The organism is Kluyvera genomosp. 2, from assembly GCF_036759865.1.
Lineage (GTDB): Bacteria > Pseudomonadota > Gammaproteobacteria > Enterobacterales > Enterobacteriaceae > Kluyvera > Kluyvera ascorbata_B.
This window is the reverse complement of record NZ_JAPKIA010000021.1, coordinates 1-23,233: the sequence shown is the minus strand read 5'-3', so window position 1 is coordinate 23,233 and position 23,233 is coordinate 1. Positions and strand designations below refer to the sequence as shown.

At 56.4% G+C, this 23,233-nt stretch carries 19 protein-coding genes and 1 riboswitch; of the genes, 11 read left to right on the top strand and 8 right to left on the bottom strand.

Going from position 1 to position 23,233, the window contains the following annotated elements; all coding sequences use genetic code 11:
* Positions 1-47: 47 nt before the first annotated feature.
* Genes gldA through ptsP form a run of 3 tightly spaced genes read right to left on the bottom strand, consistent with a single transcriptional unit; the run spans position 48 to position 4,338 of the window.
* Positions 48-1,151 carry a bifunctional L-1,2-propanediol dehydrogenase/glycerol dehydrogenase gene (gene gldA / locus V6942_RS20105; protein ID WP_333501740.1) on the bottom strand — a complete coding sequence of 368 codons (1,104 nt, stop codon included), beginning with the start codon at positions 1,149-1,151 and terminating at the stop codon, positions 48-50.
* An 11-nt stretch (positions 1,152-1,162) separates the two neighbouring features.
* Complete coding sequence (gene fsa / locus V6942_RS20100; RefSeq protein ID WP_333501739.1) at positions 1,163-1,825, bottom strand: fructose-6-phosphate aldolase; 663 nt, start codon at positions 1,823-1,825, stop codon at positions 1,163-1,165.
* An 11-nt stretch (positions 1,826-1,836) separates the two neighbouring features.
* On the bottom strand, positions 1,837-4,338 hold the full coding sequence (gene ptsP, locus V6942_RS20095; protein ID WP_333501738.1) for a phosphoenolpyruvate--protein phosphotransferase: 2,502 nt from the start codon (positions 4,336-4,338) through the stop codon (positions 1,837-1,839).
* Positions 4,339-4,649: 311 nt separating this feature from the next.
* Between ptsP and V6942_RS20090 the strand changes: the two genes are divergently transcribed.
* The 3 genes from V6942_RS20090 to V6942_RS20080 all read left to right on the top strand — a co-directional run bounded on the left by V6942_RS20090 (position 4,650) and on the right by V6942_RS20080 (position 6,514).
* The gene (locus tag V6942_RS20090; RefSeq protein WP_333501737.1) at positions 4,650-5,729 is read left to right on the top strand and encodes a PTS fructose transporter subunit EIIC; all 1,080 of its coding nucleotides are present in this window, start codon (positions 4,650-4,652) and stop codon (positions 5,727-5,729) included.
* 17 nt (positions 5,730-5,746) lie between these two features.
* A complete protein-coding gene (locus V6942_RS20085) occupies positions 5,747-6,067 on the top strand; it encodes a PTS fructose-like transporter subunit IIB (RefSeq protein ID WP_333501736.1) in 321 nt (106 codons plus the stop codon).
* Positions 6,068-6,157: 90 nt separating this feature from the next.
* A complete protein-coding gene (locus V6942_RS20080) occupies positions 6,158-6,514 on the top strand; it encodes a PTS fructose-like transporter subunit IIB (protein ID WP_223878958.1) in 357 nt (118 codons plus the stop codon).
* Here V6942_RS20080 and V6942_RS20075 read toward each other — a convergent pair.
* The 3 genes from V6942_RS20075 to argE all read right to left on the bottom strand — a co-directional run bounded on the left by V6942_RS20075 (position 6,501) and on the right by argE (position 11,659).
* On the bottom strand, positions 6,501-7,349 hold the full coding sequence (locus V6942_RS20075; protein WP_333501735.1) for an AraC family transcriptional regulator: 849 nt from the start codon (positions 7,347-7,349) through the stop codon (positions 6,501-6,503). The two genes, V6942_RS20080 and V6942_RS20075, sit on opposite strands and share 14 nt — an antisense overlap.
* A gap of 205 nt (positions 7,350-7,554) precedes the next feature.
* Positions 7,555-10,206 (bottom strand): phosphoenolpyruvate carboxylase, encoded by a 2,652-nt coding sequence (gene ppc, locus V6942_RS20070; protein WP_182929714.1) that lies wholly within the window; start codon positions 10,204-10,206, stop codon positions 7,555-7,557.
* 301 nt (positions 10,207-10,507) lie between these two features.
* Positions 10,508-11,659: an acetylornithine deacetylase gene (gene argE / locus V6942_RS20065; protein WP_106929399.1), complete on the bottom strand. Its 1,152-nt coding sequence runs from the start codon at positions 11,657-11,659 to the stop codon at positions 10,508-10,510.
* 153 nt (positions 11,660-11,812) lie between these two features.
* On the opposite strand from argE, the gene argC reads away from it, so the two are divergent.
* From argC to oxyR, 4 genes are all read left to right on the top strand, one after another.
* Positions 11,813-12,817 (top strand): N-acetyl-gamma-glutamyl-phosphate reductase, encoded by a 1,005-nt coding sequence (gene argC, locus V6942_RS20060; protein ID WP_106929400.1) that lies wholly within the window; start codon positions 11,813-11,815, stop codon positions 12,815-12,817.
* A gap of 9 nt (positions 12,818-12,826) precedes the next feature.
* Entirely contained in the window at positions 12,827-13,603 is a 777-nt protein-coding gene (gene argB / locus V6942_RS20055) for an acetylglutamate kinase (protein ID WP_106929402.1), read from the top strand.
* Positions 13,604-13,722: 119 nt separating this feature from the next.
* Positions 13,723-15,096, top strand: a complete 1,374-nt coding sequence (gene argH / locus V6942_RS20050) for an argininosuccinate lyase (RefSeq protein ID WP_333501734.1) — start codon at positions 13,723-13,725, stop codon at positions 15,094-15,096.
* Between the two features lie 305 nt (positions 15,097-15,401).
* Positions 15,402-16,319, top strand: a complete 918-nt coding sequence (gene oxyR, locus V6942_RS20045) for a DNA-binding transcriptional regulator OxyR (RefSeq protein ID WP_106929406.1) — start codon at positions 15,402-15,404, stop codon at positions 16,317-16,319.
* Here oxyR and sthA read toward each other — a convergent pair.
* The gene (sthA, locus tag V6942_RS20040) at positions 16,302-17,702 is read right to left on the bottom strand and encodes a Si-specific NAD(P)(+) transhydrogenase (RefSeq protein WP_106929407.1); all 1,401 of its coding nucleotides are present in this window, start codon (positions 17,700-17,702) and stop codon (positions 16,302-16,304) included. The genes oxyR and sthA overlap by 18 nt on opposite strands.
* A 197-nt stretch (positions 17,703-17,899) precedes the next feature.
* On the opposite strand from sthA, the gene fabR reads away from it, so the two are divergent.
* Both fabR and V6942_RS20030 read left to right on the top strand, forming a co-directional pair.
* Positions 17,900-18,535: an HTH-type transcriptional repressor FabR gene (fabR, locus tag V6942_RS20035; RefSeq protein WP_106929409.1), complete on the top strand. Its 636-nt coding sequence runs from the start codon at positions 17,900-17,902 to the stop codon at positions 18,533-18,535.
* Between the two features lie 15 nt (positions 18,536-18,550).
* Positions 18,551-18,904 (top strand): YijD family membrane protein, encoded by a 354-nt coding sequence (locus V6942_RS20030; RefSeq protein WP_106929411.1) that lies wholly within the window; start codon positions 18,551-18,553, stop codon positions 18,902-18,904.
* 88 nt (positions 18,905-18,992) lie between these two features.
* Here the strand turns inward: V6942_RS20030 and trmA are convergent, their stop codons facing one another.
* Positions 18,993-20,093: a tRNA (uridine(54)-C5)-methyltransferase TrmA gene (trmA, locus tag V6942_RS20025; RefSeq protein WP_106929412.1), complete on the bottom strand. Its 1,101-nt coding sequence runs from the start codon at positions 20,091-20,093 to the stop codon at positions 18,993-18,995.
* A 114-nt stretch (positions 20,094-20,207) separates the two neighbouring features.
* Positions 20,208-20,395, top strand: a riboswitch (cobalamin riboswitch).
* Between the two features lie 64 nt (positions 20,396-20,459).
* On the opposite strand from trmA, the gene btuB reads away from it, so the two are divergent.
* Both btuB and murI read left to right on the top strand, forming a co-directional pair.
* On the top strand, positions 20,460-22,316 hold the full coding sequence (btuB, locus tag V6942_RS20020; RefSeq protein WP_106929414.1) for a TonB-dependent vitamin B12 receptor BtuB: 1,857 nt from the start codon (positions 20,460-20,462) through the stop codon (positions 22,314-22,316).
* Positions 22,261-23,118, top strand: a complete 858-nt coding sequence (gene murI, locus V6942_RS20015) for a glutamate racemase (RefSeq protein ID WP_106929415.1) — start codon at positions 22,261-22,263, stop codon at positions 23,116-23,118. The genes btuB and murI overlap by 56 nt, the downstream gene beginning before the upstream one ends.
* Positions 23,119-23,233 lie beyond the last annotated feature (115 nt).

Genomic DNA, 23,233 nt, shown 5'->3' with positions numbered 1-23,233 from the left:
AAAAATCCCCGCGAAAGCGGGGATTTTTTGTTTGTGTGGTGAGGGGGTTACTCCCACTCGTGCAGAAAACGCTGCCCATACTGGTCAGCGACCAGCAGCGCCGCGTATACGCGGTCAGGTTCCGCGCCGCCAGGTATGTTGTGAATTGTTTCCCCCTCGGCACAGGCTGCTTCCGCCACCAGGCGCATTTTTGCTGGAATATCATCTTTAATGTCCAGCTGTGCCAGGGTAATTGGCAGACCCACGCTGTGGCACAGTGCGGCCACGGTTTCAATTTCTTCAACCGGCGCGTTTTCCAGCACCAGTTGGGTCAGGGTGCCAAACGCGACTTTCTCGCCGTGGTAATAATGGTGTGCGTCCGGAATCGCCGTCAGCCCGTTGTGCACGGCGTGCGCGGCGGCCAGGCCTCCGCTTTCAAAGCCAACGCCGCTGAGGTAGGTATTGGCTTCGATCACGCGCTCCAGCGCCGGGGTGACCACGTGCTGCTCGGCGGCCAGCATCGCTTTTTCACCTTCTTCAATCAGCGTGTTGTAACACAGTTCAGCCAGCGCCAGCGCGGCCTGGGTGCACTTGCCGCCTGCCATCGTGGTGGCACCGCTACGTGAACAGGCGCGGGCCTCAAACCAGGTGGCCAGTGCATCGCCAATCCCGGCAGCCAGCAGACGGGCCGGGGCGCCGGCAACGATTTTGGTGTCGACAATCACCATATTCGGGTTGTGCGGCAGCATCAGGTAGCGGTCAAATTCACCGTCGTCGGTGTACAGCACGGAGAGCGCGCTGCACGGTGCATCGGTGGAGGCGATGGTGGGGACGATCGCGACCGGCAGATTCATAAAGTGGGCCAGCGCTTTGGCGGTATCCAGCGTTTTGCCGCCGCCAATGCCTAAAATGGCGCTGCATTTGGCGCTGTTTGCCACATCCTGCAGACGGTTAACTTCATTTTGTGAGCACTCGCCGCCGAAGGGGGCAATCTCAACGGCCAGCCCGGCCTCGGTCAGGCTTTTGCGTAACGTCTCTTCGGCAAATCCCAGCACGAATTTGTCGCCCACAACCAGCCAGCTGTTGGCCATCGGTTTTAAGTAATCACCCAGGCGAGTGATAACGTCAGCGCCCTGAATATACTTACCTGGTGATTGAATAATGCGATCCATACATTTCTCCCTTACAGGTTCAGATTACCAAATGCGTTCTTCCAGTCTTGCTCGAACTTCTCTATTGCTGACTCTACCGCGGGTGCGCCGAGCATTTGTTGCGCTACATCTAAAGGAAGGGTGATGGCTTCGCAGCCTGCCAGTAAACAGTCCAGCGCCTGACGCGGTGTTTTAAAGCTGGCGGCCAGTACCTTACTTTCCGGTACGTGGAGTTCCAGCAATGACTGTAATTCCTGCACCATGCGAATGCCGTCGCCGCCCTGGGCGTCAACGCGGTTCACATACGGGGCGATGTATTTAGCGCCCGCCAGCGCGGCCAGCAGCCCCTGTGAGGCGCTGTAAACCGCCGTGCCAAGAGTCGGAATGCCTTCTTTTTTCAGCAGTTTAATCGCCGCCAGCCCTTCAGCGGTAACCGGGACTTTGACCACAATCCCCGGAATGGCGTCATTTAGCTTGCGTGCTTCCGCCACCATGCCGTCAGCGTCGCGGCTCATGGTTTGGGCAAACAGCGTGCCGCTTTCGCCAACCGCTTTTTTCAGGCGCGGCAGCACATCCCAGAGAGATTCTTTGCTGGCAGCGACAATGCTGGGGTTGGTGGTCACGCCAGCAATGGGGAAAATGCGCGCCAGGCGTTCAACTTCCTGCACATTGGCGGTATCCAGATACAGTTCCATACTCGTTCCTCTTAAAGTTCCAGTTCATGTTGCAGCAGACTGGCGATAGCGTCGGCAGAGGCGGCGTTAACCAGAGAGTTGCGGAATTCTTCGTGCATAATGCGGCGTGCCAGGCGCGAGAAGATGCGCATGTGCTGGTCGCCCGCGGCATGTTTGTTAAGCGTCAGCATAATGATGAACTGCGCTTCTTCATCGCCCCAGGTCACCGGTGCGGGCAGCCGTGCGACGCTGATGGTCGATTGTTCGATATGTTCAGATTTGCTGTGCGGAATGGCGAAGCTGAAGCCCAGCCCGGTGGAGAACACCGCCTCTCGCGCCCACAGGTCAGCCTCCAGCTTGCGTGGGTAGCGGCAGCGCCCGGCGAGCAGCAGATTGTCGGTCATCCCTTTGAGCACCTCTTCTTTGCTGCGCCAGTCGTTATCCAGCGAAATGCAGCGTGGGGTAATCAGCGGCGCGTCCTGTTGGCTCATGCGGAACTGCGCCAGCAGATGTTCGACTTCCAACGAAGTGCGGCAGGCCATCGCCTGGTTAAGCAACTGACGGCAGGCGCGGCTGTCGAGCTGTGCCAGGCGGGCTTTGGTGGCCGGAATTGACGGTGCGCTCATGCTGATTTCATCCAGACCGAGGCCGACCAGTAGCGGCAGCACCGAGCCTTTCGCGCCCAGCTCGCCGCAAAGACCAATCCATTTGCCCTGGCGATGTACCGCCTGCACGGCGTAGTCGAGGGCGCGCAGGAAGGCCGGATTCAGACTGTTGTAGTGGCGAGTCACTTTGGCGTTATCGCGGTCGACCGCCAGCAGGTATTGCGTCAGGTCGTTACTGCCAATGCTGAAGAAATCGATCTCTTCACAGCATTGATCGATGATAAACATGACCGACGGTACTTCCAGCATGATGCCTAGCGGAATGCGTTCATCAAACGGTACGTGCTCGCTGCGCAGCTGTTGTTTGGCTTCGGCGACCTTTTCTTTTACCCACAGAATCTCTTCCATCGAGGAGATCATTGGGATCATAATTTTCAGGCTACCGTGTGCCGACGCGCGCAGAATGGCGCGTAGCTGAGTGGTGAACAGCGCCGAGTATTCTTCGTAGATACGCACCGCGCGATAGCCGAGGAACGGGTTGTTCTCCGCCGGAATATTAAGGTAATCCACCGGTTTATCGCCGCCAATGTCCATCGTGCGAATAATAATGCTCCGTCCGTTGGCGGACTCCAGTGCCTGGCAGAAAATATTGTACAGCTCGCTTTCACTCGGCTCGCTGGCCCTGTCCATATACAGCATTTCGGTGCGGAACAGACCGACCGCTTCTGCACCGTTGCCAAAAGCCGCCTGTGCTTCGACGGAGTGCGCGATGTTGGCGGCCACTTCCAGACGGATGCCGTCAGCGCTGCGCGCTTCTTTATGCAGCCACTCGCTTTGCTGTTCGCGAATAGCGGCCTGCATGCGGGCCTCCTGCTGATAGTAGCGGGCGATCGCTTCCGTTGGCGCGACGACGACCGCACCGGCGTTACCGTCTAGGTACACCGTCTGGTTTTGCCATGGTGTCATGGCGTCGATATCTACACCGACGAGCGTCGGAATGTTGAACGAACGGGCAAGAATAACCGTGTGTGACGTGGTACCACCGCTTTGCAGCAGCAGCCCTTTCAGTCGCGTTTTATCCAGCTCCAGGAACTGGCTTGGGGTCAGTTCTTCTGCGATGCAAATAGCCGGTTGGGTCAACTGCCCTGGTGCAGGGAAACGCTGTTCGCCGTAGATATGCTGGAGCAGCTGGAAGCCAACATCGCGCACATCCAGCGCGCGTTCCTGTAGATAACTGCTGCTAGAGCGGGTGAATTCGGCGCAGAAGTGGTTGGTGCTCTCGACAATGGCCTGTGCGCAGCTTAGGCCGCCGTTAACGCCCGCCAACAGGTGTTGGCGCAGCGAGGCGTCGGTCGCCAGCGAACGGTGTGCTTCAAGAATGGCGCTGGCGGTGCTGTCGCTGTCCAACAGGCGCAGTTCCAGCGTTCTGACCAGCCGGGTCAGCCCGGCGTCCAGCGCAGATTGCTCCTGTTCCGGACTTTGAGCCGATGGCAGATCGCTGAGGTTATTGAGATCCAGCGCGGCCAGGCGGGTTAAGGTACCGCCCGCGCTGCCGCTGCAAACGGGCTGAGCGCGGAACAGCGTTGGGTTCAGCCGGGTTAACGATTCTGGCAGGGGGGCCTGCTCAATGCAGTCAGCCTGCGCCTGCGGTGCGTCGCACAGCGGGAACTCGTCTTTTAGCCAGACGGAAAGGCGCTGGTGGGCGGCCTGTTCATCGCTGCCGTGAATGATGAGCTGGCAGCTATCGCCCGCCAGGGTATCGGTGCCAATCAGCGCCAGTGCGCTTTTGGCGTTGCCTTTACGGTCGGTGCGCAGGTTATGCCATTCAATATCACAGCGAAACGTGTTGCACAGCGTCTCAACATGGCTGGCCGGACGGGCGTGAACGCCGTTCGGTAATTCACAGACAAATTCAATAACCAACGCCATAGCCTTCTCTCCCAATCATTCGTTATAGGCAACAGAATAGGGGGCTTGCCATCGGCATCGCTATCTGACAATTATGCCAAAAACTGGACAAATGTATGGTCTGCTGGAAAATGAGAGCAACCTCACAGGTTGCTCTCTTCCCCTATAAAGAAGGGAAGCGGGTGAACTTTTGAGGTCGCTCGCATTTTTCTTCTGACATTACAAAAATCCAGTAAATGCACTTTTTATCCACTGTCTGCCCCGTCGCCAATTGCCTATTGTTTGTCACAACACCTTAATGGACATGGGCCAAAGAAGCCCAGGAGCGACTGATGAAAGAATTGGTGCACATACTCAAAAACACCCGTCAGCACTTAATGACTGGCGTGTCGCATATGATCCCGTTTGTGGTTGCGGGCGGCATTTTGCTGGCGGTCTCCGTCATGCTGTACGGCAAGGGGGCCGTACCGGATGCTGCTACCGATCCTAACCTGAAAAAGTTGTTTGATATTGGCGTCGCGGGCCTGACGCTGATGGTGCCATTCCTCGCGGCCTATATCGGTTACTCCATCGCCGAGCGCTCCGCGCTGGCACCGTGCGCCATCGGCGCATGGGTGGGCAACAGCTTTGGTGCGGGCTTCTTTGGCGCGCTGATCGCCGGGATTATCGGCGGTATCGTCGTCTACTACCTGAAGAAAATTCCGGTGCACAAAGTGTTGCGCTCGGTGATGCCTATCTTCGTGATTCCTATCGCCGGCACCTTCATTACCGCAGGGGTCATGATGTGGGGGCTGGGTGAACCGGTTGGTCTGCTGACCACCAGTCTGACCCACTGGCTGCAAGGGATGCAGCAGGGCAGTATCGTCGTGCTGGCGGTGATCATGGGCCTGATGCTGGCGTTCGATATGGGTGGCCCGGTGAATAAAGTCGCCTACGCCTTCATGCTGATCTGCGTGTCGCAGGGGGTGTATACCGTGGTGGCGATTGCCGCGGTGGGGATCTGCGTGCCGCCGCTGGGTCTGGGGCTGGCGACGCTGATTAACCGTAAGAATTTCAATAATGAAGAACGTGAAGCCGGTAAAGCGGCGCTGGTGATGGGCTGCGTGGGCGTGACCGAAGGGGCGATTCCGTTCGCCGCCGCCGACCCGCTGCGCGTTATCCCGTCAATCATGCTGGGCTCCGTTTGTGGTGCGGTAACCGCGGCGTTAATGGGTGCGCAGTGCTACGCCGGCTGGGGCGGTTTGATTGTCCTGCCGGTGGTGGAGGGCAAGCTGGGTTATCTGCTGGCAATTGTGGTAGGGGCAGTCGTCACCGCCGTCAGCGTCAACCTGCTGAAGAGTCTGGCACGTAAGAACAAAAAAGCGATGGTCGAAAAAGAAGACGACCTGGATTTAGATTTCGAAATTAACTGATTGAGAAGGTAGAGATTATGACCAATATTATTGCGGTAACGGCCTGTCCTTCCGGCGTAGCACACACGTACATGGCCGCAGAAGCGCTGGAAAGCGCGGCGAAATCAAAGGGCTGGAACGTGAAGGTCGAAACACAGGGGTCGATTGGTCAGGAAAATGAGCTGACGCAGAGCGATGTGGCGGCAGCAGATATGGTGATTCTGACCAAGGATATCGGCATTAAGTTTGAAGAGCGCTTTGCCGGTAAAACCATTGTGCGGGTGAATATTAGCGACGCAGTGAGGCGTGCTGACGCTATTATGAATAAAATTGAGGCACACTTAGCGCAGAGCGCCTAAGCATAACCTCGATACCATAGGTACCGACAGACTGGCGGGCGCGAAAGATTTTTGCGCCCGCCAGCGTTTATTTTCTGCAAGGAGGGGACGATGGCGGCAACGAGCGGACGAATGTTAGTGGCGGTAACCGCCTGCGTAAGCGGCGTGGCCCATACCTATATGGCGGCTGAACGTCTGGAGAAGCTCTGTCAGCAGGAAAAGTGGACGATAAAAATTGAAACCCAGGGCGCGCTGGGGATTGAAAATGCGCTTACGGAAGAGGATATCCGCCGCGCCGATGCCGTGCTGTTGATTACCGATATTGAACTGAACGGCAGCGATCGTTTTACGCAAAGCCGCTATGTACAATCAGGCATCAGCGCCTTTTTACGCGAGCCGCAGAAGGTCATGAGCGCGGTGCGTAAGCTGCTTTCCGCGCCGCAGCAGACGCATATTATTCTGACATAGTCAGTTGGCTGTGGTACTGGCGGCGGTACTCCGACGGCGAGCGCGCGGTGTTTTTGCGAAACAGTCGGCAGAAGTAATTGCTGTCGATAAATCCGCAGGCGTGGGCAATCTCTTTGACCTTTAAATCATACCCCTTCAATAGCCGCCTGGCGTGCTCCAGGCGGGTATGATTGAGGTATTCATTAAACCCCATAATGCCGCTTTTCTGGAACAGGTGTGACAGATAGTTTGGCGAAATATAGAACGCTTGCGCTACCGATTCACGGGTGAGCGGCTCGGCAAAATGGGTATCAATATACTCGCGAATCGCATCGAATAGCGCCTGGCTGCGTGAGGCAGTTTGGATCTGGCTGCTGAGCAGGTCGGCACAGTGGCTGACCAGGCTGGTGGCAATCAGCCGGGCGGTTTGCTGTTCCTGCGGCTGCATCTGGATTTCGCTCATGGTTTGCAGCAGGAAAGAGCCAATGCGTGGCCCGCGACGGGCGACGTGCTGTTTTGCGAGGTTTTGCAACCACATGCCGTCCCACTGCTGAACGCTAAAGCCCAGCTGTTGCTTGCCAAACAGGATGCTGAGGGTGGTGGCGGAGGACTGCCACTGGGGAAAGTTCCAGCCGCCCGCAGGTACGTAAAGCGCCTCGAGCGCGTTCATGCAGGGGGCGTCATCGCCCAGCCCTGCGTCGGCGAGCTGCCCCTCCAGCAGGATCTCCAGACGCGGAAAATCGACCTTAAACGCCATTTCTGGCAAAGGCGTGTGGTTAACCGCGAAATGAATTTTTTGCAGTGGCGTAATGCCGGAAGCAATCTGGGAAAGCAGCGGATTGATGTCGTAAAACATGAGGCTCCCTGTCGTGATGAACAACGAAGAAACCTTAACCGAGGGGATAAAAAAAGGCCACAAAGAATGTGGCCTTTTCAGATTGCTGACAAACCTGTTGGCGCGGTGCCGGATGGCGTCGCAAGCGACTTATCCGGCCTACAAAGGATGTCGGCAATCCACGTAGGCCCGATAAGCGCAGCGCCTTCCGGCAACGTACGCGGAATTAACCGGTGTTACGCATACCCGCCGCGACGCCGGCGATGGTGACCATCAGCGCCTGTTCGACGTTATGGTCTGGTTCCAGACCTTCTTCTTCCGCTTTACGCGAGCGATGCAGCAGTTCGGCCTGCAGGACGTTCAGCGGGTCGGTATAGATGTTACGTAGCTGGATAGATTCGGCGATCCATGGCAGATCGGCCATCAGGTGTGCATCGTTAGCGATATCCAGTACCACTTTGATATCGGCTTCCAGCTGCTCGCGCAGCTCGGCGCCCAGCGCCCACAGCTCAGGTTTCACCAGACGCTGATCGTAGTATTCCGCCAGCCACAGGTCCGCCTTCGAGTAGACCATTTCCAGCATACCCAGACGGGTAGAGAAGAACGGCCAGTCGCGGCACATCGTTTCCAGCGCGTTTTGCTTACCGTCTTCCACCACTTTTTGCAGCGCGGCACCGGCACCCAGCCAGGCGGGCAGCATCAGGCGGTTTTGCGTCCAGGCAAAGATCCACGGAATGGCTCGCAGAGATTCAACGCCGCCGGTCGGACGTCGTTTGGCCGGACGAGAACCCAGCGGCAGTTTACCCAGCTCTTGCTCCGGCGTAGCGGAACGGAAGTAAGGCACGAAATCTTTGTTTTCACGCACGTAGCCGCGGTACATCTCGCACGAGATGTCGGACAGCTCGTCCATAATGCCGCGCCATTCTTCTTTTGGCTCCGGCGGCGGCAGCAGGTTTGCTTCCAGAATAGCGCTGGTATACAGCGACAGGCTGCTGACGGTGACTTCCGGCAGACCGTATTTGAAACGGATCATTTCGCCCTGTTCCGTCACGCGCAGGCCGCCTTTCAGGCTCCCCGGCGGCTGTGACAGCAGCGCGGCATGGGCCGGCGCGCCGCCGCGCCCGATAGAACCGCCGCGGCCGTGGAACAGCGTCAGCTCAATGCCTGCTTTTTCGCAGGTTTTGATCAATGCGTCCTGTGCCTGATATTGCGCCCAGGAGGCTGCCATTACGCCCGCATCTTTTGCGGAGTCGGAATAGCCAATCATCACCATCTGTTTGCCCTGAATGAAGCCGCGATACCAGTCGATGTTGAGCAACTGGGTCATCACGTCATCGGCGTTGTTCAGGTCGTCCAGCGTTTCGAACAGCGGAGCGACCGGCAGTGCGAAGGTGATCCCGGCTTCTTTCAGCAGCAGATGAACCGCCAGCACGTCGGACGGCGTTTTGGCCATTGAGATCACGTAAGCGGCGACGGAACCCTGCGGCGCGTCGACGATCGCTTTACAGGTTTTGAGCACTTCGAGGGTATCGTTGCTCGGCTCCCAGCTGCGTGGCAGCAGCGGACGCTTAGAATTCAGTTCACGGATCAGGAATGCCTGTTTGTCGGCTTCAGACCAGCTTTCATAGTCGCCAATGCCGAGGTAGCGGGTGAGCTCGCCCAGCGCTTCGGTATGACGGGTGCTTTCCTGGCGGACGTCAATACGTACCAGCGGGACGCCAAAACACTTCACACGACGCAGGGTGTCGAGCAGTTCGCCGTTGGCGATAATGCCCATACCGCAGGCCTGTAGTGATTTATAACAGGCGTACAGCGGGTCCCACAGCTGTTCGTTCTGGCTGATCAGGCCCGCCGGTTTTGGCAGACGCTGGCCTTTGAGACGCGCTTCCAGCCAGGCCTGGGTGGCCATCAACTGACTGCGCAGGGTTTTCATCAGGTAGCGGTACGGTTCGGTTGCGCCTTCTTCGCCAACCAGCTCGCGCAGCTCGTCGGTGCATTCCACCATCGACAGCTCGGAGATCAGCACCTGAATATCTTTCAGGAACAGGTCGGTGGCTTTCCAGCGACTTAACAGCAGGACGTGACGGGTAATTTCTGCGGTGACGTTCGGGTTGCCGTCGCGGTCGCCGCCCATCCAGGAGGTAAAGCGTACCGGAACGAAGTCGACCGGCAGGCGATAGCCAAGGTTCTCTTCGAGCTGTTCGTTAAGTTCGCGCAGATAGTTAGGCACGCCTTCCCATAGGCTGTTTTCAACCACCGCAAAGCCCCATTTTGCTTCATCAACCGGGCTTGGACGATGCTTACGAATTTCATCCGTATGCCATGACTGGGCAATCAGCTGGCGCAGGCGGCGCATAATCTGGTTGCGTTCGTAGTCGGCAATATCGTTATTATCGAGCTGTTTCAAGCAGTTGTTGATTTCACCCATCTTGTGAATCAGCGTACGACGCGTGATTTCGGTTGGGTGGGCAGTCAGCACCAGCTCCAGTGACAGGGATTCAACCGCCTGTTTAATGGTGGTTTCGTTGAGATCGGGTTGGTCTTTGAGTTTGCGTAGAGTGCGGGCAATCACTTCCGGGTTGCTTGCCGCTTCGCCTTTCGGCGAAATGCTGTGGTACTGTTCGGCGGTGTTGGCCAGGTTAAGGAACTGGCTGAACGCGCGGGCGACCGGCAGCAGTTCATCGTTAGACAGGTTCTGCAGCGTGCTGAGCAGCTCCTGGCGATTGGCTTCGTTGCCAGCACGAGAAGATTTGGACAACTTACGGATCGTTTCTACACGGTCAAGAATGTTCTCACCAAGCGCATCCTTGATGGTATCGCCTAGCACTTTACCGAGCATACTGACATTACTACGCAACGCGGAATATTGTTCGTTCATTAACCCAGACACCCCATCTCATTTTATTTTGTTATATCCCGCCCTTTGGAACGAAAGGCCGGAATAAAGACACCTCTTTTATAAAGCCACGTAAAAACCCTTACGTCAATTGCTGCGAAATCGCTTCAGCAAACGAATAAATCGCGGCAATTTACGAAAGTTAATTCGCTTCGTGCCAGATAAGAAATGCTTATGAAAATGTGAGGGAGATCGCGGCTTAGAGATGCCGGATGGCGCTGCGCTTATCCGGCCTACGGGCGGGGGTAGGCCCGGTTGGCGTAGCGCCACCGGGCAAGATTCATTAGTGCCAGCAGAAGTGATGCACCACCTGGGTAATTAACTCGCGCGTCGGCTTAATAAAGCGGGTTTCCAGGTATTCGTCCGGTTGGTGTGCCTGGTTGATCGAGCCCGGGCCGAGGACGATTGTCGGGCACAGGGTCTGGATAAACGGCGCTTCGGTGCAGTAGTTCACGACGTCGGTTTTGGTACCGAGCAGTTTTTCCAGCACTTCAACCAGCTGATGATCCGGCGGGCATTCGTAGCCAGGGATAGGCGCGTGCAGTTCGCTGACCGTCAGGCGCCCAGGCCACTGCGCGCTGACCGGCTCGAGCGCTTCATCCAGCAGACCGTTGAGATCGCCCAGCGTCATGCCCGGCAGCGGACGGATATCCATGTGCAGCTCACAGCAGGCGCAGATGCGGTTGGAGGCATCGCCACCATGAATGCTGCCGAGGTTTAGCGTTGGGTATGGCACGGTGAAGGCATCATAGTGATAGCGTTCTTTTAGCGAATCGCGCAGCTGCATCACGCGGCCAATGGCGTCATGCATGATTTCAATAGCGTTGACGCCGCGCGCCGGATCGCTGGAGTGGCCAGACTGGCCCATCACGCGAATGGCGTTCGACATATGGCCTTTGTGTGCGCGCACCGGCTGTAAGGACGTCGGCTCGCCGATGATGGCGCAGTCAGGACGGAGCTCGGTGGACTCGGAGAAGTAACGCGCCCCCGCCATGCTGGTCTCTTCATCTGCCGTTGCCAGAATGTACAGCGGTTTTTTCAGCGTCGTCACATCCACATCACGCAGCGCATCGAGAATAAAAGCGAAGAAACCTTTCATGTCGGCGGTGCCGAGGCCGTAGAGCTTGTTGTCGTGTTCGGTCAGGGTGAACGGATCGCGAGTCCAGCGCCCGTCATCAAACGGTACCGTGTCGGTATGACCGGCGAGCAGCAGCCCACCCGCGCCGTGGCCGGTGCTGGCCAGCAGGTTGAATTTATTGCGCGTGCCGGGGACCGGCTGCACCTCAACATTGAAGCCTAAAGAGGAGAACCAGTCTGCCAGCAGAGTGATTAAAGACGCATTACTCTGATCGAGCGCTTCTTCGGTTGCGCTGATGGACGGGGTGGCGATCAACGCACGGTAAATCTCGATAAATGGTGGTAAATTGTTTTTCATTGTTGACACACCTCGGGTCGTGATAGTATCAATATTCATGCAGTATTTGTGAATAAAAATACATTATCATTAGGCGTAAGAAAACCCACCAACGGTAGGGTGAAGTGACGACGCTTAATCAGGCAAACAGACATAAGAAGGTAAACGGCCCCGATGTTGAATACGCTGATTGTGGGCGCGAGCGGCTACGCTGGCGCAGAGCTTGTGACCTATGTGAATCGCCATCCTCATATGAACATAACCGCTTTGACGGTCTCAGCGCAAAGCAATGATGCAGGAAAGTTAATCTCAGATTTGCATCCACAGTTAAAAGGGATTGTCGATCTGCCGCTGCAGCCGATGTCCGATATCAGCGAATTTAGCGCGGGCGTAGACGTGGTGTTTCTCGCCACCGCGCATGAAGTCAGCCACGATCTGGCGCCGCAGTTCCTCGCGGCGGGCTGCGTGGTGTTCGACCTCTCCGGGGCGTTCCGCGTCAATGACGGTGCCTTCTACGAAAAATATTACGGTTTTACCCATCAGTACCCCGAACTGCTGGAGCAGGCGGTGTACGGTCTGGCGGAGTGGAACGCGGATAAACTGAAAGAGGCAACGCTTATCGCGGTGCCGGGCTGCTACCCCACGGCGGCGCAGCTTTCCCTGAAACCGTTGATTGATGCCGATCTGCTGGATCTCTCTCAGTGGCCGGTGATCAATGCGACCAGCGGCGTGAGCGGTGCTGGGCGTAAAGCAGCGATCTCCAACAGCTTCTGCGAAGTTAGCCTGCAGCCGTACGGCGTATTTACCCACCGCCATCAGCCGGAAATTGCCAGCCATTTAGGCGCCGAGGTGATTTTTACCCCGCATCTGGGCAACTTCCCGCGTGGGATTCTGGAAACCATTACCTGCCGTCTGAAACCGGGCGTAAGCCAGGCGCAGGTGGCGGACGCTTTACAACAGGCCTACGGCGACAAGCCGATGGTGCGTTTATACGAGAAGGGCGTTCCGGCGCTGAAAAACGTGGTGGGCCTGCCGTTCTGCGACATCGGTTTTGCCGTTCAGGGCGAACACCTGATCGTGGTAGCAACCGAAGATAACTTATTGAAAGGCGCCGCCGCACAGGCCGTGCAGTGTGCCAATATCCGTTTCGGCTTTGCTGAGACGCAGTCTCTTATTTAAGGTGTGACGATGATGAATCCATTAATTATCAAACTGGGCGGCGTGTTACTGGATAGCGAAGAGGCGCTGGAGCGTCTGTTTACCGCGCTGGTTAACTACCGCGAGTCGCATCAACGCCCGCTGGTGATTGTTCACGGCGGCGGCTGCGTGGTGGACGAACTGATGAAACAGCTCAACCTGCCGGTAAAAAAGAAAAATGGCCTGCGCGTCACGCCAGCCGACCAGATTGACATCATCACCGGCGCACTGGCGGGTACCGCCAACAAAACGCTGCTGGCATGGGCGAAGAAACATGATATCGCCTCCGTTGGCCTGTTCCTCGGCGACGGCGACAGCGTGAAGGTCAGCAAACTGGATGAAGAGCTGGGCCACGTGGGCCTGGCGCAGCCGGGTTCGCCGAAGCTGATTAATCTGCTGCTGGAAGGCGGTTTCCTGCCGGTGGTGAGCTCAATTGGCGTGACCGACGAAGGGCAACTAATGAACGTCAACGCTGACCAGGCGGCAACCGCGCTGGCGGCAACGCTGGGCGCCGACTTGATTCTGCTCTCCGATGTGAGCGGTATTCTCGACGGTAAAGGCCAGCGTATTGCCGAAATGACGGCGGCGAAGGCTGAACAGCTGATCGACCAGGGCATTATTACCGATGGAATGATTGTGAAGGTGAACGCGGCGCTTGATGCGGCGCGTACGCTGGGTCGCCCGGTGGATATCGCTTCATGGCGTCACGCGGAGCAATTGCCGGCGCTGTTTAACGGCACGCCGATTGGTACGCGTATTCTGGCTTAAACATTTGTGTGCCGGATGGCGGCGTAAACGCCTTATCCGGCCTGCGTGAACAGAACCTGTAGGCCGGATAAGCGTAGCGCCATCCGGCAGTGAAATCGAAGAAATTAAGGAAGCATGTTATGGCACTTTGGGGTGGGCGTTTTACTCAGGCAGCGGATCAGCGGTTCAAACAGTTCAATGACTCTTTACGCTTTGATTATCGCCTGGCGGAGCAGGATATCGTTGGCTCTGTTGCCTGGTCCAAAGCGCTGGTGACGGTTGGCGTGCTGACCGCTGACGAACAGTCTCAGCTGGAAAGCGCGCTGGGCGTGCTGCTGGAAGAGGTTCGTGCCAATCCGCAGCAGATTCTGGAAAGCGATGCTGAAGATATCCATAGCTGGGTAGAAGGCAAGCTGATCGACAAAGTGGGTCAGCTGGGTAAAAAGCTGCACACCGGCCGTAGCCGTAACGATCAGGTGGCGACTGACCTGAAGCTGTGGTGCAAAGATACCGTTGCAGAGCTGCTGGTGGCTAACCGTCAGCTGCAAAGTGCGCTGGTTGAGACGGCGCAGGCGAATCAGGACGCAGTGATGCCGGGCTATACTCACCTGCAGCGCGCGCAGCCGGTGACGTTTGCCCACTGGTGCCTGGCCTACGTTGAGATGTTGGCCCGTGACGAAAGCCGTCTTCAGGATACCCTGAAGCGTCTGGACGTTAGCCCGCTGGGCTGCGGCGCGCTGGCGGGGACCGCGTATGAAATCGACCGTGAACAGCTGGCCGGCTGGCTGGGCTTTGCTTCTGCAACCCGCAACAGCCTGGACAGCGTTTCCGACCGTGACCACGTGCTGGAGCTGCTTTCCAACGCCTCTATCGGCATGGTGCACCTGTCACGCTTCGCCGAAGATCTGATCTTCTTTAATACCGGGGAAGCCGGTTTTGTTGAGCTGTCCGATCGCGTGACCTCAGGCTCTTCTCTGATGCCGCAGAAGAAAAACCCGGACGCGCTGGAGCTGATCCGCGGTAAATGCGGACGCGTGCAGGGTGCGCTGACCGGCATGATGATGACCCTTAAAGGGCTGCCGCTGGCCTATAACAAAGACATGCAGGAAGACAAAGAAGGCGTGTTCGATGCGCTGGATACCTGGATGGACTGTCTGCACATGGCGGCGCTGGTGCTGGACGGCATTCAGGTGAAACGCCCGCGCTGCCAGGAAGCCGCGCAGCAGGGTTATGCTAACGCGACTGAACTGGCGGATTATCTGGTTGCCAAGGGCGTCCCGTTCCGTGAAGCACACCATATTGTGGGTGAAGCCGTCGTCGAAGCCATTGCACAGGGTAAACCGCTGGAAGATCTGGCGCTGGCTGATTTGCAAAAATTCAGCGCGGTGATTGGCGAAGATGTCTATCCGATTCTGTCGCTGCAATCCTGCCTCGATAAGCGTGCGGCGAAAGGCGGCATATCACCGAAACAGGTGGCGCAGGCGATTAGCGACGCAAAGGCTCGCCTTGCGTAGCCATGTTTTGTAGGCCTGATAAGCGTAGCGCCATCAGGCACTAATATCAGTAGCCCGGCCAAGCGTAAGCAACGCCGGGTTTTTTATGCGTAAAAAAAGCGGGCCACGGGGCCCGCAAACGTTCATGTTGGCTTTAGTTAGTCGAGTTTTGAGAGAAACTCAGAAATCGGCGCGATGACTTCAAGGGTTAAACAAGGACCGCGCGGTTTCTGTGGTTTATTATTAAACAGAATCCTTGATAGGGATAATCATTCATTGCTATTCTATCTATCGCCATGAACTATCGTGGCGATGGAGGATGAATAATGAATATTCGCGATCTTGAATACCTGGTGGCGTTAGCTGAACACCGGCATTTCCGCCGGGCGGCAGATTCCTGCCACGTCAGCCAGCCAACTCTGAGCGGGCAGATTCGAAAACTGGAAGATGAACTGGGCGTGATGCTGCTGGAGCGTACCAGCCGCAAGGTGCTGTTTACCCAGGCCGGACTGCTGCTGGTGGACCAGGCGCGTACGGTGTTACGCGAGGTCAAAGTGCTGAAGGAGATGGCTAGCCAACAGGGGGAGACGATGTCCGGCCCGCTGCATATCGGCCTGATCCCGACCGTTGGCCCGTACCTGCTGCCCCACATAATCCCGATGCTGCACCAGACGTTCCCGAAGCTCGAAATGTATCTGCATGAAGCGCAAACCCATCAGCTGCTGGCGCAGCTCGATAGCGGTAAGCTGGATTGCGCCATTCTGGCGCTGGTCAAAGAGAGCGAAGCCTTTATTGAGGTGCCGCTGTTTGATGAGCCGATGCTGCTGGCGATCTATGAAGATCACCCGTGGGCCGAGCGCGATCGCGTGCCGATGTCGGATCTGGCCGGTGAGAAACTGCTGATGCTGGAAGATGGCCACTGCCTGCGCGATCAGGCCATGGGTTTCTGTTTTGAAGCCGGTGCGGATGAAGATACTCACTTCCGCGCGACCAGTCTGGAAACCCTGCGCAATATGGTGGCGGCAGGCAGCGGGATTACCCTACTGCCGGCGTTGGCCGTGCCGCCGGAGCGGAAACGCGATGGTGTGGTCTACCTGCCGTGCATTAAGCCGGAACCGCGCCGCACCGTGGGGCTGGTGTATCGACCGGGGTCGCCGCTGCGCAGCCGCTATGAGCAGCTGGCAGAGGCCGTCCGTGAGACGATGGACGGCCATTTCGAAAAGACGTTAAAAAAGGCGATTTAAACCGTTTAGCGCAGCGACCCGATAGGCTTCTGCCATGGTCGGGTAGTTAAAGGTGGTGTTAACGAAGTACTCAATGGTGTTACCGCCACCTTTCTGCTCCATAATCGCCTGGCCGATGTGAATAATTTCGGCCGCGCGTTCCCCAAAGCAATGAATGCCGAGGATTTCTTTCGTCTCCCGATGGAACAGGATCTTCAGGCTTCCTACGCTCATGCCCACGATTTGCGCTCGCGCCAGATGTTTAAACTGGGCGCGGCCCACTTCATACGGCACCTTCATCGCGGTCAGCTGCTGTTCGGTTTTGCCGACGGAGCTGATTTCAGGAATGGTATAGATCCCGGTCGGGATATCTTCAATCAGATGAGCGGTCGCTTCGCCTTTCATCAGCGCCTGTGCAGCAATACGTCCCTGATCGTAGGCGGCGGAGGCCAGGCTTGGATAGCCGATGACGTCGCCGACGGCGTAAACGTGCGGCAGCGCGGTCTGGTACAGGCTATTGACCTTCAACTGACCGCGGCCATCGGCCTGTAGGCCGATGTTTTCCAGCGACAGCGAGTCGGTGTTGCCGGTACGGCCGTTGGCGAACAGCAGACAGTCGGCTTTTAGCTTTTTGCCGGACTTCAGGTGCATGATCACGCCATCGTCCACGCCTTCAATTTTCTCGTACTCTTCGTTGTGGCGAATGACCACACCGCTATTCCAGAAGTGGTAAGACAACGAGTCTGACATCTCCTGGTCGAGGAAGGCCAGCAGGCGGTCGCGGGTGTTGATCAGGTCAACCTTCACGTCCATACCGCGGAAGATAGACGCGTATTCGCAGCCGATAACCCCGGCGCCGTAAATAATGACGTGGCGAGGTTCATGGTGCAGGCTCAGGATAGAGTCGCTGTCATAAATGCGCGGGTGAGTGAAATCGACATCGGCCGGACGATACGGGCGCGAGCCGCAGGCGATCACGAACTTGTCAGCGGTTAATGTTTCAACCGACCCATCCGGGCATTCCAGCGCGATGGTATGTTCGTCGACGAAACGGGCGTCGCCCTGCAGCATTTCGCAGTGATTGCGCTCATAAAAACCCTGACGCATACGAGTCTGCTGATTGATTACGCTATCGGCATGATTCAGGATGTCGGCAAAGGAAGAGCGGAGAAGTCGGCTGTGGTCGCTGTAGAGAGGGTTCTGGTTGAATTCGATAATACGGCTGACGGCGTGGCGAAGGGCTTTGGAAGGAATGGTACCCCAGTGGGTACAGCCGCCGCCGACATTATGATAACGCTCAATAACGGCGACACGGGCTCCCTGCTTCACCAGACCCATAGCAGCACCTTCGCCGCCGGGGCCGGAACCAATTACTATTGCATCATAATCGTAGGAATGTGGCATGGTAAGGCTTACCTGTTCTTATACATAAAAGCAACAGAATCATAACATCATCGAAGTAATAACCCAATTATCGTTGGGCTTTTTTCATACGAAATAGCATAAATAGCATGTAAACAATCATTAACAAAGCTGCGTAAGTCGATTCGTTTTAATCTCTGGTATAGTGCCAGCAGGTCATGTGGAAGGATTCAGTCATCGTGATGGGTGTTAGAGCGCAACAAAAAGAAAAAACCCGGCGGTCGCTGGTAGAAGCGGCATTCAGTCAACTTAGTGCCGAACGTAGTTTTGCCAGCCTGAGCCTGCGCGAAGTCGCGCGTGAGGCAGGAATTGCGCCAACCTCTTTTTATCGCCACTTCCGCGATGTGGATGAGCTGGGGCTGACGATGGTCGATGAAAGCGGCCTGATGCTGCGTCAGCTGATGCGTCAGGCGCGCCAGCGGATTGCCAAAGGCGGTAGCGTTATTCGTACCTCCGTTTCGACCTTTATGGAATTTATCGGCAATAATCCAAACGCCTTCCGCCTGCTTCTGCGCGAACGTTCAGGAACGTCCGCTGCATTTCGCGCGGCGGTAGCGCGTGAAATTCAGCATTTCATTGCGGAACTTGCTGACTATCTGGAAATCGAAAACCATATGCCGCGTGCCTTCACGGAAGCGCAGGCCGAGGCGATGGTAACCATTGTATTTAGCGCAGGGGCCGAGGCGCTGGACGTGAGCCCTGAACAGCGCCGGCAGTTGGAAGAACGGCTGGTGCTGCAATTACGGATGATCTCAAAAGGCGCGTACTACTGGTATCGCCGTGAACAAGAGAAGACGACACATCAGTCCGAATAAGGTGGTAAACGAGCAATGAAACTGTCAGGTCAAGAAAAGGGTACGCTGCTGCTGGCGCTGTTGGCTGGCTTATCGATTAACGGCACGTTTGCAGCCCTGTTTAGCTCCATCGTACCTTTCTCCGTTTTTCCCATTATCTCGCTGGTGCTGACGGTTTACTGTCTGCATCAACGCTATCAGAACCGTACGATGCCGGTGGGGTTGCCAGGCCTTGCTGCTGCCTGCTTTATTCTGGGCGTGCTGCTGTATAGCACCGTGGTGCGTGCCGAGTATCCGGACATCGGGTCTAACTTCTTCCCGGCGGTACTGTCGGTAGCGATGGTCTTCTGGATCGGTTACCGGATGCGTAACCGCAAACACGAGTCCTAATCAGTAGGCCGGATAAGCGCAGCGTCATCCGGCGCTGACGGAGCAGATTGCCGGATGGCGGCTTCGCTTATCCGGCCTACGTTAAGTCTTACTTCTTCGTGAGCAGTACGCCGCATTCCATATGGTGGGTGTATGGGAACTGGTCGAACAGCGCCAGGCGGCTAACGTTATGCGTCTGGCTCAAGGTTTCCAGGTTCTGGCATAGCGTCTGCGGGTTACAGGAGATGTACAGAATATTCGGGTACCCCTGCACCATTTTCTCGGTTTCACTATCCAGCCCGCTGCGCGGTGGGTCGACGAAAATCGTTTCGCACTGATAGCTTTTCAGATCGATGCCCTGCAGGCGGTTAAACTCACGCACGCCGTTCATCGCTTGCGTAAACTCCTCTGCCGCCATGCGGATAATCTGCACGTTGTCGATCTGGTTGGCGGCGATATTGTACTGCGCGGCCGCGACCGATGGCTTGGCGATTTCAGTGGCCAGCACGCGGTTGAAGTTGCGCGCCAGCGCCAGCGAGAAGTTACCGTTACCGCAGTACAGTTCCAGCAGGTCGCCGCGTGAATTTTGCGTGGCGTTGAGTGCCCACTCCAGCATGTGAATGTTCATCGCAGCATTCGGCTGCGTGAAGCTATTCTCCACCTGACGGTAGATCATTTCTTTGCCTGCCACCGGCAGGCGTTCATCGATATAGTCCTGATCCAGTTCGATTTTTGTTTTCGTCGCGCGGCCAATCAGATGCACGTTAAGCCCTTTGGCCCGCAGCGCGTCACGTAGCGCTTCAGCCTCTTCACGCCACTCGTCATCCAGCTTTTTATGGTACAGCAGCGAGACTACCGCCTGATGGCTTAGGGTGGTGAGGTAGTCAATCTGGAACAGCTTATGGCGAAGCGCGTGGTTGCCGCGCACGCCCTCGAGCATGGCGGTCATCAGCGTGTTAATCAGCTCGCTGGCCGCCGGGAACGTGTCGACGCGAATACGGCTTTTGCTCTGCTGGTCGAACATGATGTGATACAGGTCATCACCATCGTGCCAGATGCGGAATTCGGCGCGCATGCGGTAGTGGCTGACCGGCGAGCGGAACACCTCCGGCGCGGGCGCGCTAAACGGCGCCATCATCGTTTGCAGGCGAGTGACTTTCTCGGCGAGCTGAGCGTCGTACTGTTCGGTAGGGAGGTGTTCGGGGGTCATGATGCATCCTGAATAATAAAAGTACGCGGGGATTGTAGGGCCTGCTCAGGGGATGTCCAGTACCGAGACAGGTGAAAATCATAAATAGCAGTCTGGACATCTATATGTAACTAAATGTAGCATCCCCGTACCGGTCCTGTGAGTTAAAAGGGAATCCAGTGTGAATCTGGGGCTGACGCGCAGCGGTAAGGAAGGTGGGAAACGAATGCACCCGATGCAGACACTGCGGCTTGCCGTGGGAAGTCCTCGTTTTCCGATGTCGCCTCCAAGCCCGAAGACCTGCCGGATGACGTCGCATGGGGTTTTATCGTCGCGAACAACGTATAAAGCCTGCGGCATCCTTTTTATGTTTCGGATGCTTTAAAAATGATTAAAAAAGCTTCGCTGCTGACGGCGTTATCCGTCACGGCATTTTCTGGCTGGGCGCAAGACAGCAATTCAGACACGCTGGTGGTGACCGCCAACCGCTTCCAACAACCTGTTAATACCGTTCTGGCTCCTACGGATATTGTTACGCGTGATGATATTCAGCGCTGGCAATCTAAAGATCTGAACGACGTTATGCGCCGCCTGCCGGGCGTTGATATCGCTCAGAATGGCGGTATCGGGCAGAGCGCTTCTCTTTATGTCCGCGGTACCGAAGGACGCCACGTGCTGGTGCTGATTGACGGCGTGCCTATGGCGCGTGCGGGCATTTCCAATGGCATTGATATTGGGCAGATTCCGGTATCGCTGGTGCAGCGCATTGAGTATATCCGTGGGCCGCGTTCAGCGGTGTACGGGTCTGGCGCGATCGGCGGTGTCGTCAACATTATTACCTTGACCGACGATGAGCACGCTCAGATTAATGCCGGTGCGGGTACTAACGGCTATCAGACTTATGATGGCGCGGTGAACAAACGCTTTGGCGACACGCTGGTGACGGCGGCTGGGGCTTACCAGACGACTCACGGCTTCAACGTTCAGCCGGATTCCCCTTACAGCGGTGATAGCGACCGTGACGGCTATCGCAATAAACTGTTCTGGGGCGGCGTACAGCATAAGTTCGACGATAACTTCTCCGGCTTTTTCCGTGGCTATGGCTATACCGCTAACAGCGATTACGATCAGGGTTCTTATGGGTATGCGGGCGGTAACGACGAGGCGCAGAACTATACGCAGTCCTGGGATACGGGCCTACGCTACAGCTCGGGTATTTACTCTTCCCAGCTGATTGCGAACTACCAACACCTGAAAAATTACAACTACAGCAACGATCTCGGCCGCTATGCCGGGGATGCGACGCTGGACAATATGGAACAGCGTTATATCCAGTGGGGGAATAACGTTGAAGTTGGGCACGGGGCGATTAGCGGCGGCGTCGACTGGAAACAGGAAAAACTGACGTCCAGCAGCACCACGTTATCGGATGTCTATAAGCGCGATACGACCGGGCTATACCTGACCGGGCAGCAGCAGCTTGGCGACGTCACCTTAGAAGCTTCCGGACGTGAAGATCATGATGAGCAGTTCGGCTGGCACGGCACCTGGCAAACGGCCGCAGGCTGGCAGTTTGTCGATGGCTATCGGGCCACGCTCTCTTATGGTACTGGCTTCCTGGCACCTTCTCTGGGGCAACAGTTTGGGGCGACGCGCTTTGCTTCATCCTATGGGCCGGGCATTGCCGCTAACCCTGACCTGAAACCGGAAGAGTCTAAGCAATGGGAAGCGGGTCTTGAAGGGTTAACCGGTCCGCTGGACTGGCGTCTGTCGGCTTATCATTACGAAATCCAGAACCTGATTGACTACAAAAACAATCAGTACATCAACGTGAAGTCGGCCACCATTAAGGGGCTTGAATGGACGGGGAATATCGCCACCGGTCCAGTGGAGCATCATCTGACGCTGCAATACGTCGATCCACGTGATGACCAAACTGACAAGGTGCTTTATCGCCGCGCTAAGCAGCAGGTGAAGTATGAGCTGACCGGACAGGTTTACGATCTTGGCTGGAATGTCATGTATCAGTACCTGGGTGAGCGCTACGATAATGATTATGACAATAATCGTGATGTAAAAATGGGCGGCGTGAGCTTATGGGACATCGGATTATCGTATCCGGTCACCTCACACCTGACAGTTCGTGGTAAAATAGCTAACCTGTTCGATAAAGATTACGAGACAGTTTATGGCTACCAAACTGCAGGACGGGAATACACCTTGTCTGGCAGCTACACCTTCTGAACCACGTCCCACCGTGCTGGTATTTGATTCCGGCGTAGGTGGGCTGTCGGTCTACGATGAGATCCGGCATCTCTTGCCGGATCTTCATTACATCTATGCGTTCGATAACGTCGCTTTCCCGTATGGCGAGAAGAGTGAAGAGTTTATCGTTGAGCGCGTTGTTGAAATCGTCACTGCGGTACAGCAGCGTTATCCATTAGCGCTGGCCGTCATCGCCTGTAACACGGCGAGCACGGTATCGCTGCCCGCGCTGCGTGAGCACTTCGGCTTCCCCGTTGTGGGCGTAGTCCCGGCCATTAAACCGGCGGCGCGTCTTTCGGCGAACCGTATCGTCGGGCTGCTGGCAACGCGAGGGACGGTGAAGCGTCCTTATACGCATGAGCTGATCGCCCGCTTTGCTAACGAATGCCGTATAGAGATGCTCGGTTCTGCAGAGCTGGTGGAGCTGGCTGAAGCGAAGCTGCACGGCGAACCGGTGCCACTCGACGAGTTGAAGCGCATTCTTCGCCCATGGCTTCGTATGCCGGAGCCGCCGGATACCGTCGTGCTCGGCTGCACCCACTTCCCGCTATTACAAGAGGAACTGCTGCAGGTGTTGCCGGAGGGTACCCGACTGGTGGATTCCGGTGCGGCGATTGCGCGTCGAACGGCCTGGTTGCTTGAGCATGAGGCACCGGATGCGAAATCCAGTGAACCGAATCTGGCCTACTGCATGGCGCTCACGGCGGAAACTGAGCAACTTTTACCCGTTTTACGCCGTTATGGCTTTGAAACGCTCGAAAAACTGCCTGTTTCATCCTGATTTGTTCAAAAAAGAGACGCTTGAAAAGTTTTTTTAAAACAGGGCTTGTCAACGTCTCAGAACTCCCTATAATGCGCCTCCACTGACACGGAACAACGGATTACAAGCCGCCGGG

Bases quoted from the DNA above. Each gene is read 5' to 3' on its own strand.
- btuB (WP_106929414.1), top strand. From the start codon at position 20,460: ATGATTAAAAAAGCTTCGCTGCTGACGGCGTTATCCGTCACGGCATTT.
- argC (WP_106929400.1), top strand. From the start codon at position 11,813: ATGTTGAATACGCTGATTGTGGGCGCGAGCGGCTACGCTGGCGCAGAG.
- argB (WP_106929402.1), top strand. From the start codon at position 12,827: ATGATGAATCCATTAATTATCAAACTGGGCGGCGTGTTACTGGATAGC.
- argH (WP_333501734.1), top strand. From the start codon at position 13,723: ATGGCACTTTGGGGTGGGCGTTTTACTCAGGCAGCGGATCAGCGGTTC.
- V6942_RS20030 (WP_106929411.1), top strand. From the start codon at position 18,551: ATGAAACTGTCAGGTCAAGAAAAGGGTACGCTGCTGCTGGCGCTGTTG.
- oxyR (WP_106929406.1), top strand. From the start codon at position 15,402: ATGAATATTCGCGATCTTGAATACCTGGTGGCGTTAGCTGAACACCGG.
- trmA (WP_106929412.1), bottom strand. From the start codon at position 20,093: ATGACCCCCGAACACCTCCCTACCGAACAGTACGACGCTCAGCTCGCC.
- V6942_RS20075 (WP_333501735.1), bottom strand. From the start codon at position 7,349: ATGTTTTACGACATCAATCCGCTGCTTTCCCAGATTGCTTCCGGCATT.
- V6942_RS20090 (WP_333501737.1), top strand. From the start codon at position 4,650: ATGAAAGAATTGGTGCACATACTCAAAAACACCCGTCAGCACTTAATG.
- ptsP (WP_333501738.1), bottom strand. From the start codon at position 4,338: ATGGCGTTGGTTATTGAATTTGTCTGTGAATTACCGAACGGCGTTCAC.
- fsa (WP_333501739.1), bottom strand. From the start codon at position 1,825: ATGGAACTGTATCTGGATACCGCCAATGTGCAGGAAGTTGAACGCCTG.
- gldA (WP_333501740.1), bottom strand. From the start codon at position 1,151: ATGGATCGCATTATTCAATCACCAGGTAAGTATATTCAGGGCGCTGAC.
- murI (WP_106929415.1), top strand. From the start codon at position 22,261: ATGGCTACCAAACTGCAGGACGGGAATACACCTTGTCTGGCAGCTACA.
- V6942_RS20080 (WP_223878958.1), top strand. From the start codon at position 6,158: ATGGCGGCAACGAGCGGACGAATGTTAGTGGCGGTAACCGCCTGCGTA.
- ppc (WP_182929714.1), bottom strand. From the start codon at position 10,206: ATGAACGAACAATATTCCGCGTTGCGTAGTAATGTCAGTATGCTCGGT.
- sthA (WP_106929407.1), bottom strand. From the start codon at position 17,702: ATGCCACATTCCTACGATTATGATGCAATAGTAATTGGTTCCGGCCCC.
- argE (WP_106929399.1), bottom strand. From the start codon at position 11,659: ATGAAAAACAATTTACCACCATTTATCGAGATTTACCGTGCGTTGATC.
- V6942_RS20085 (WP_333501736.1), top strand. From the start codon at position 5,747: ATGACCAATATTATTGCGGTAACGGCCTGTCCTTCCGGCGTAGCACAC.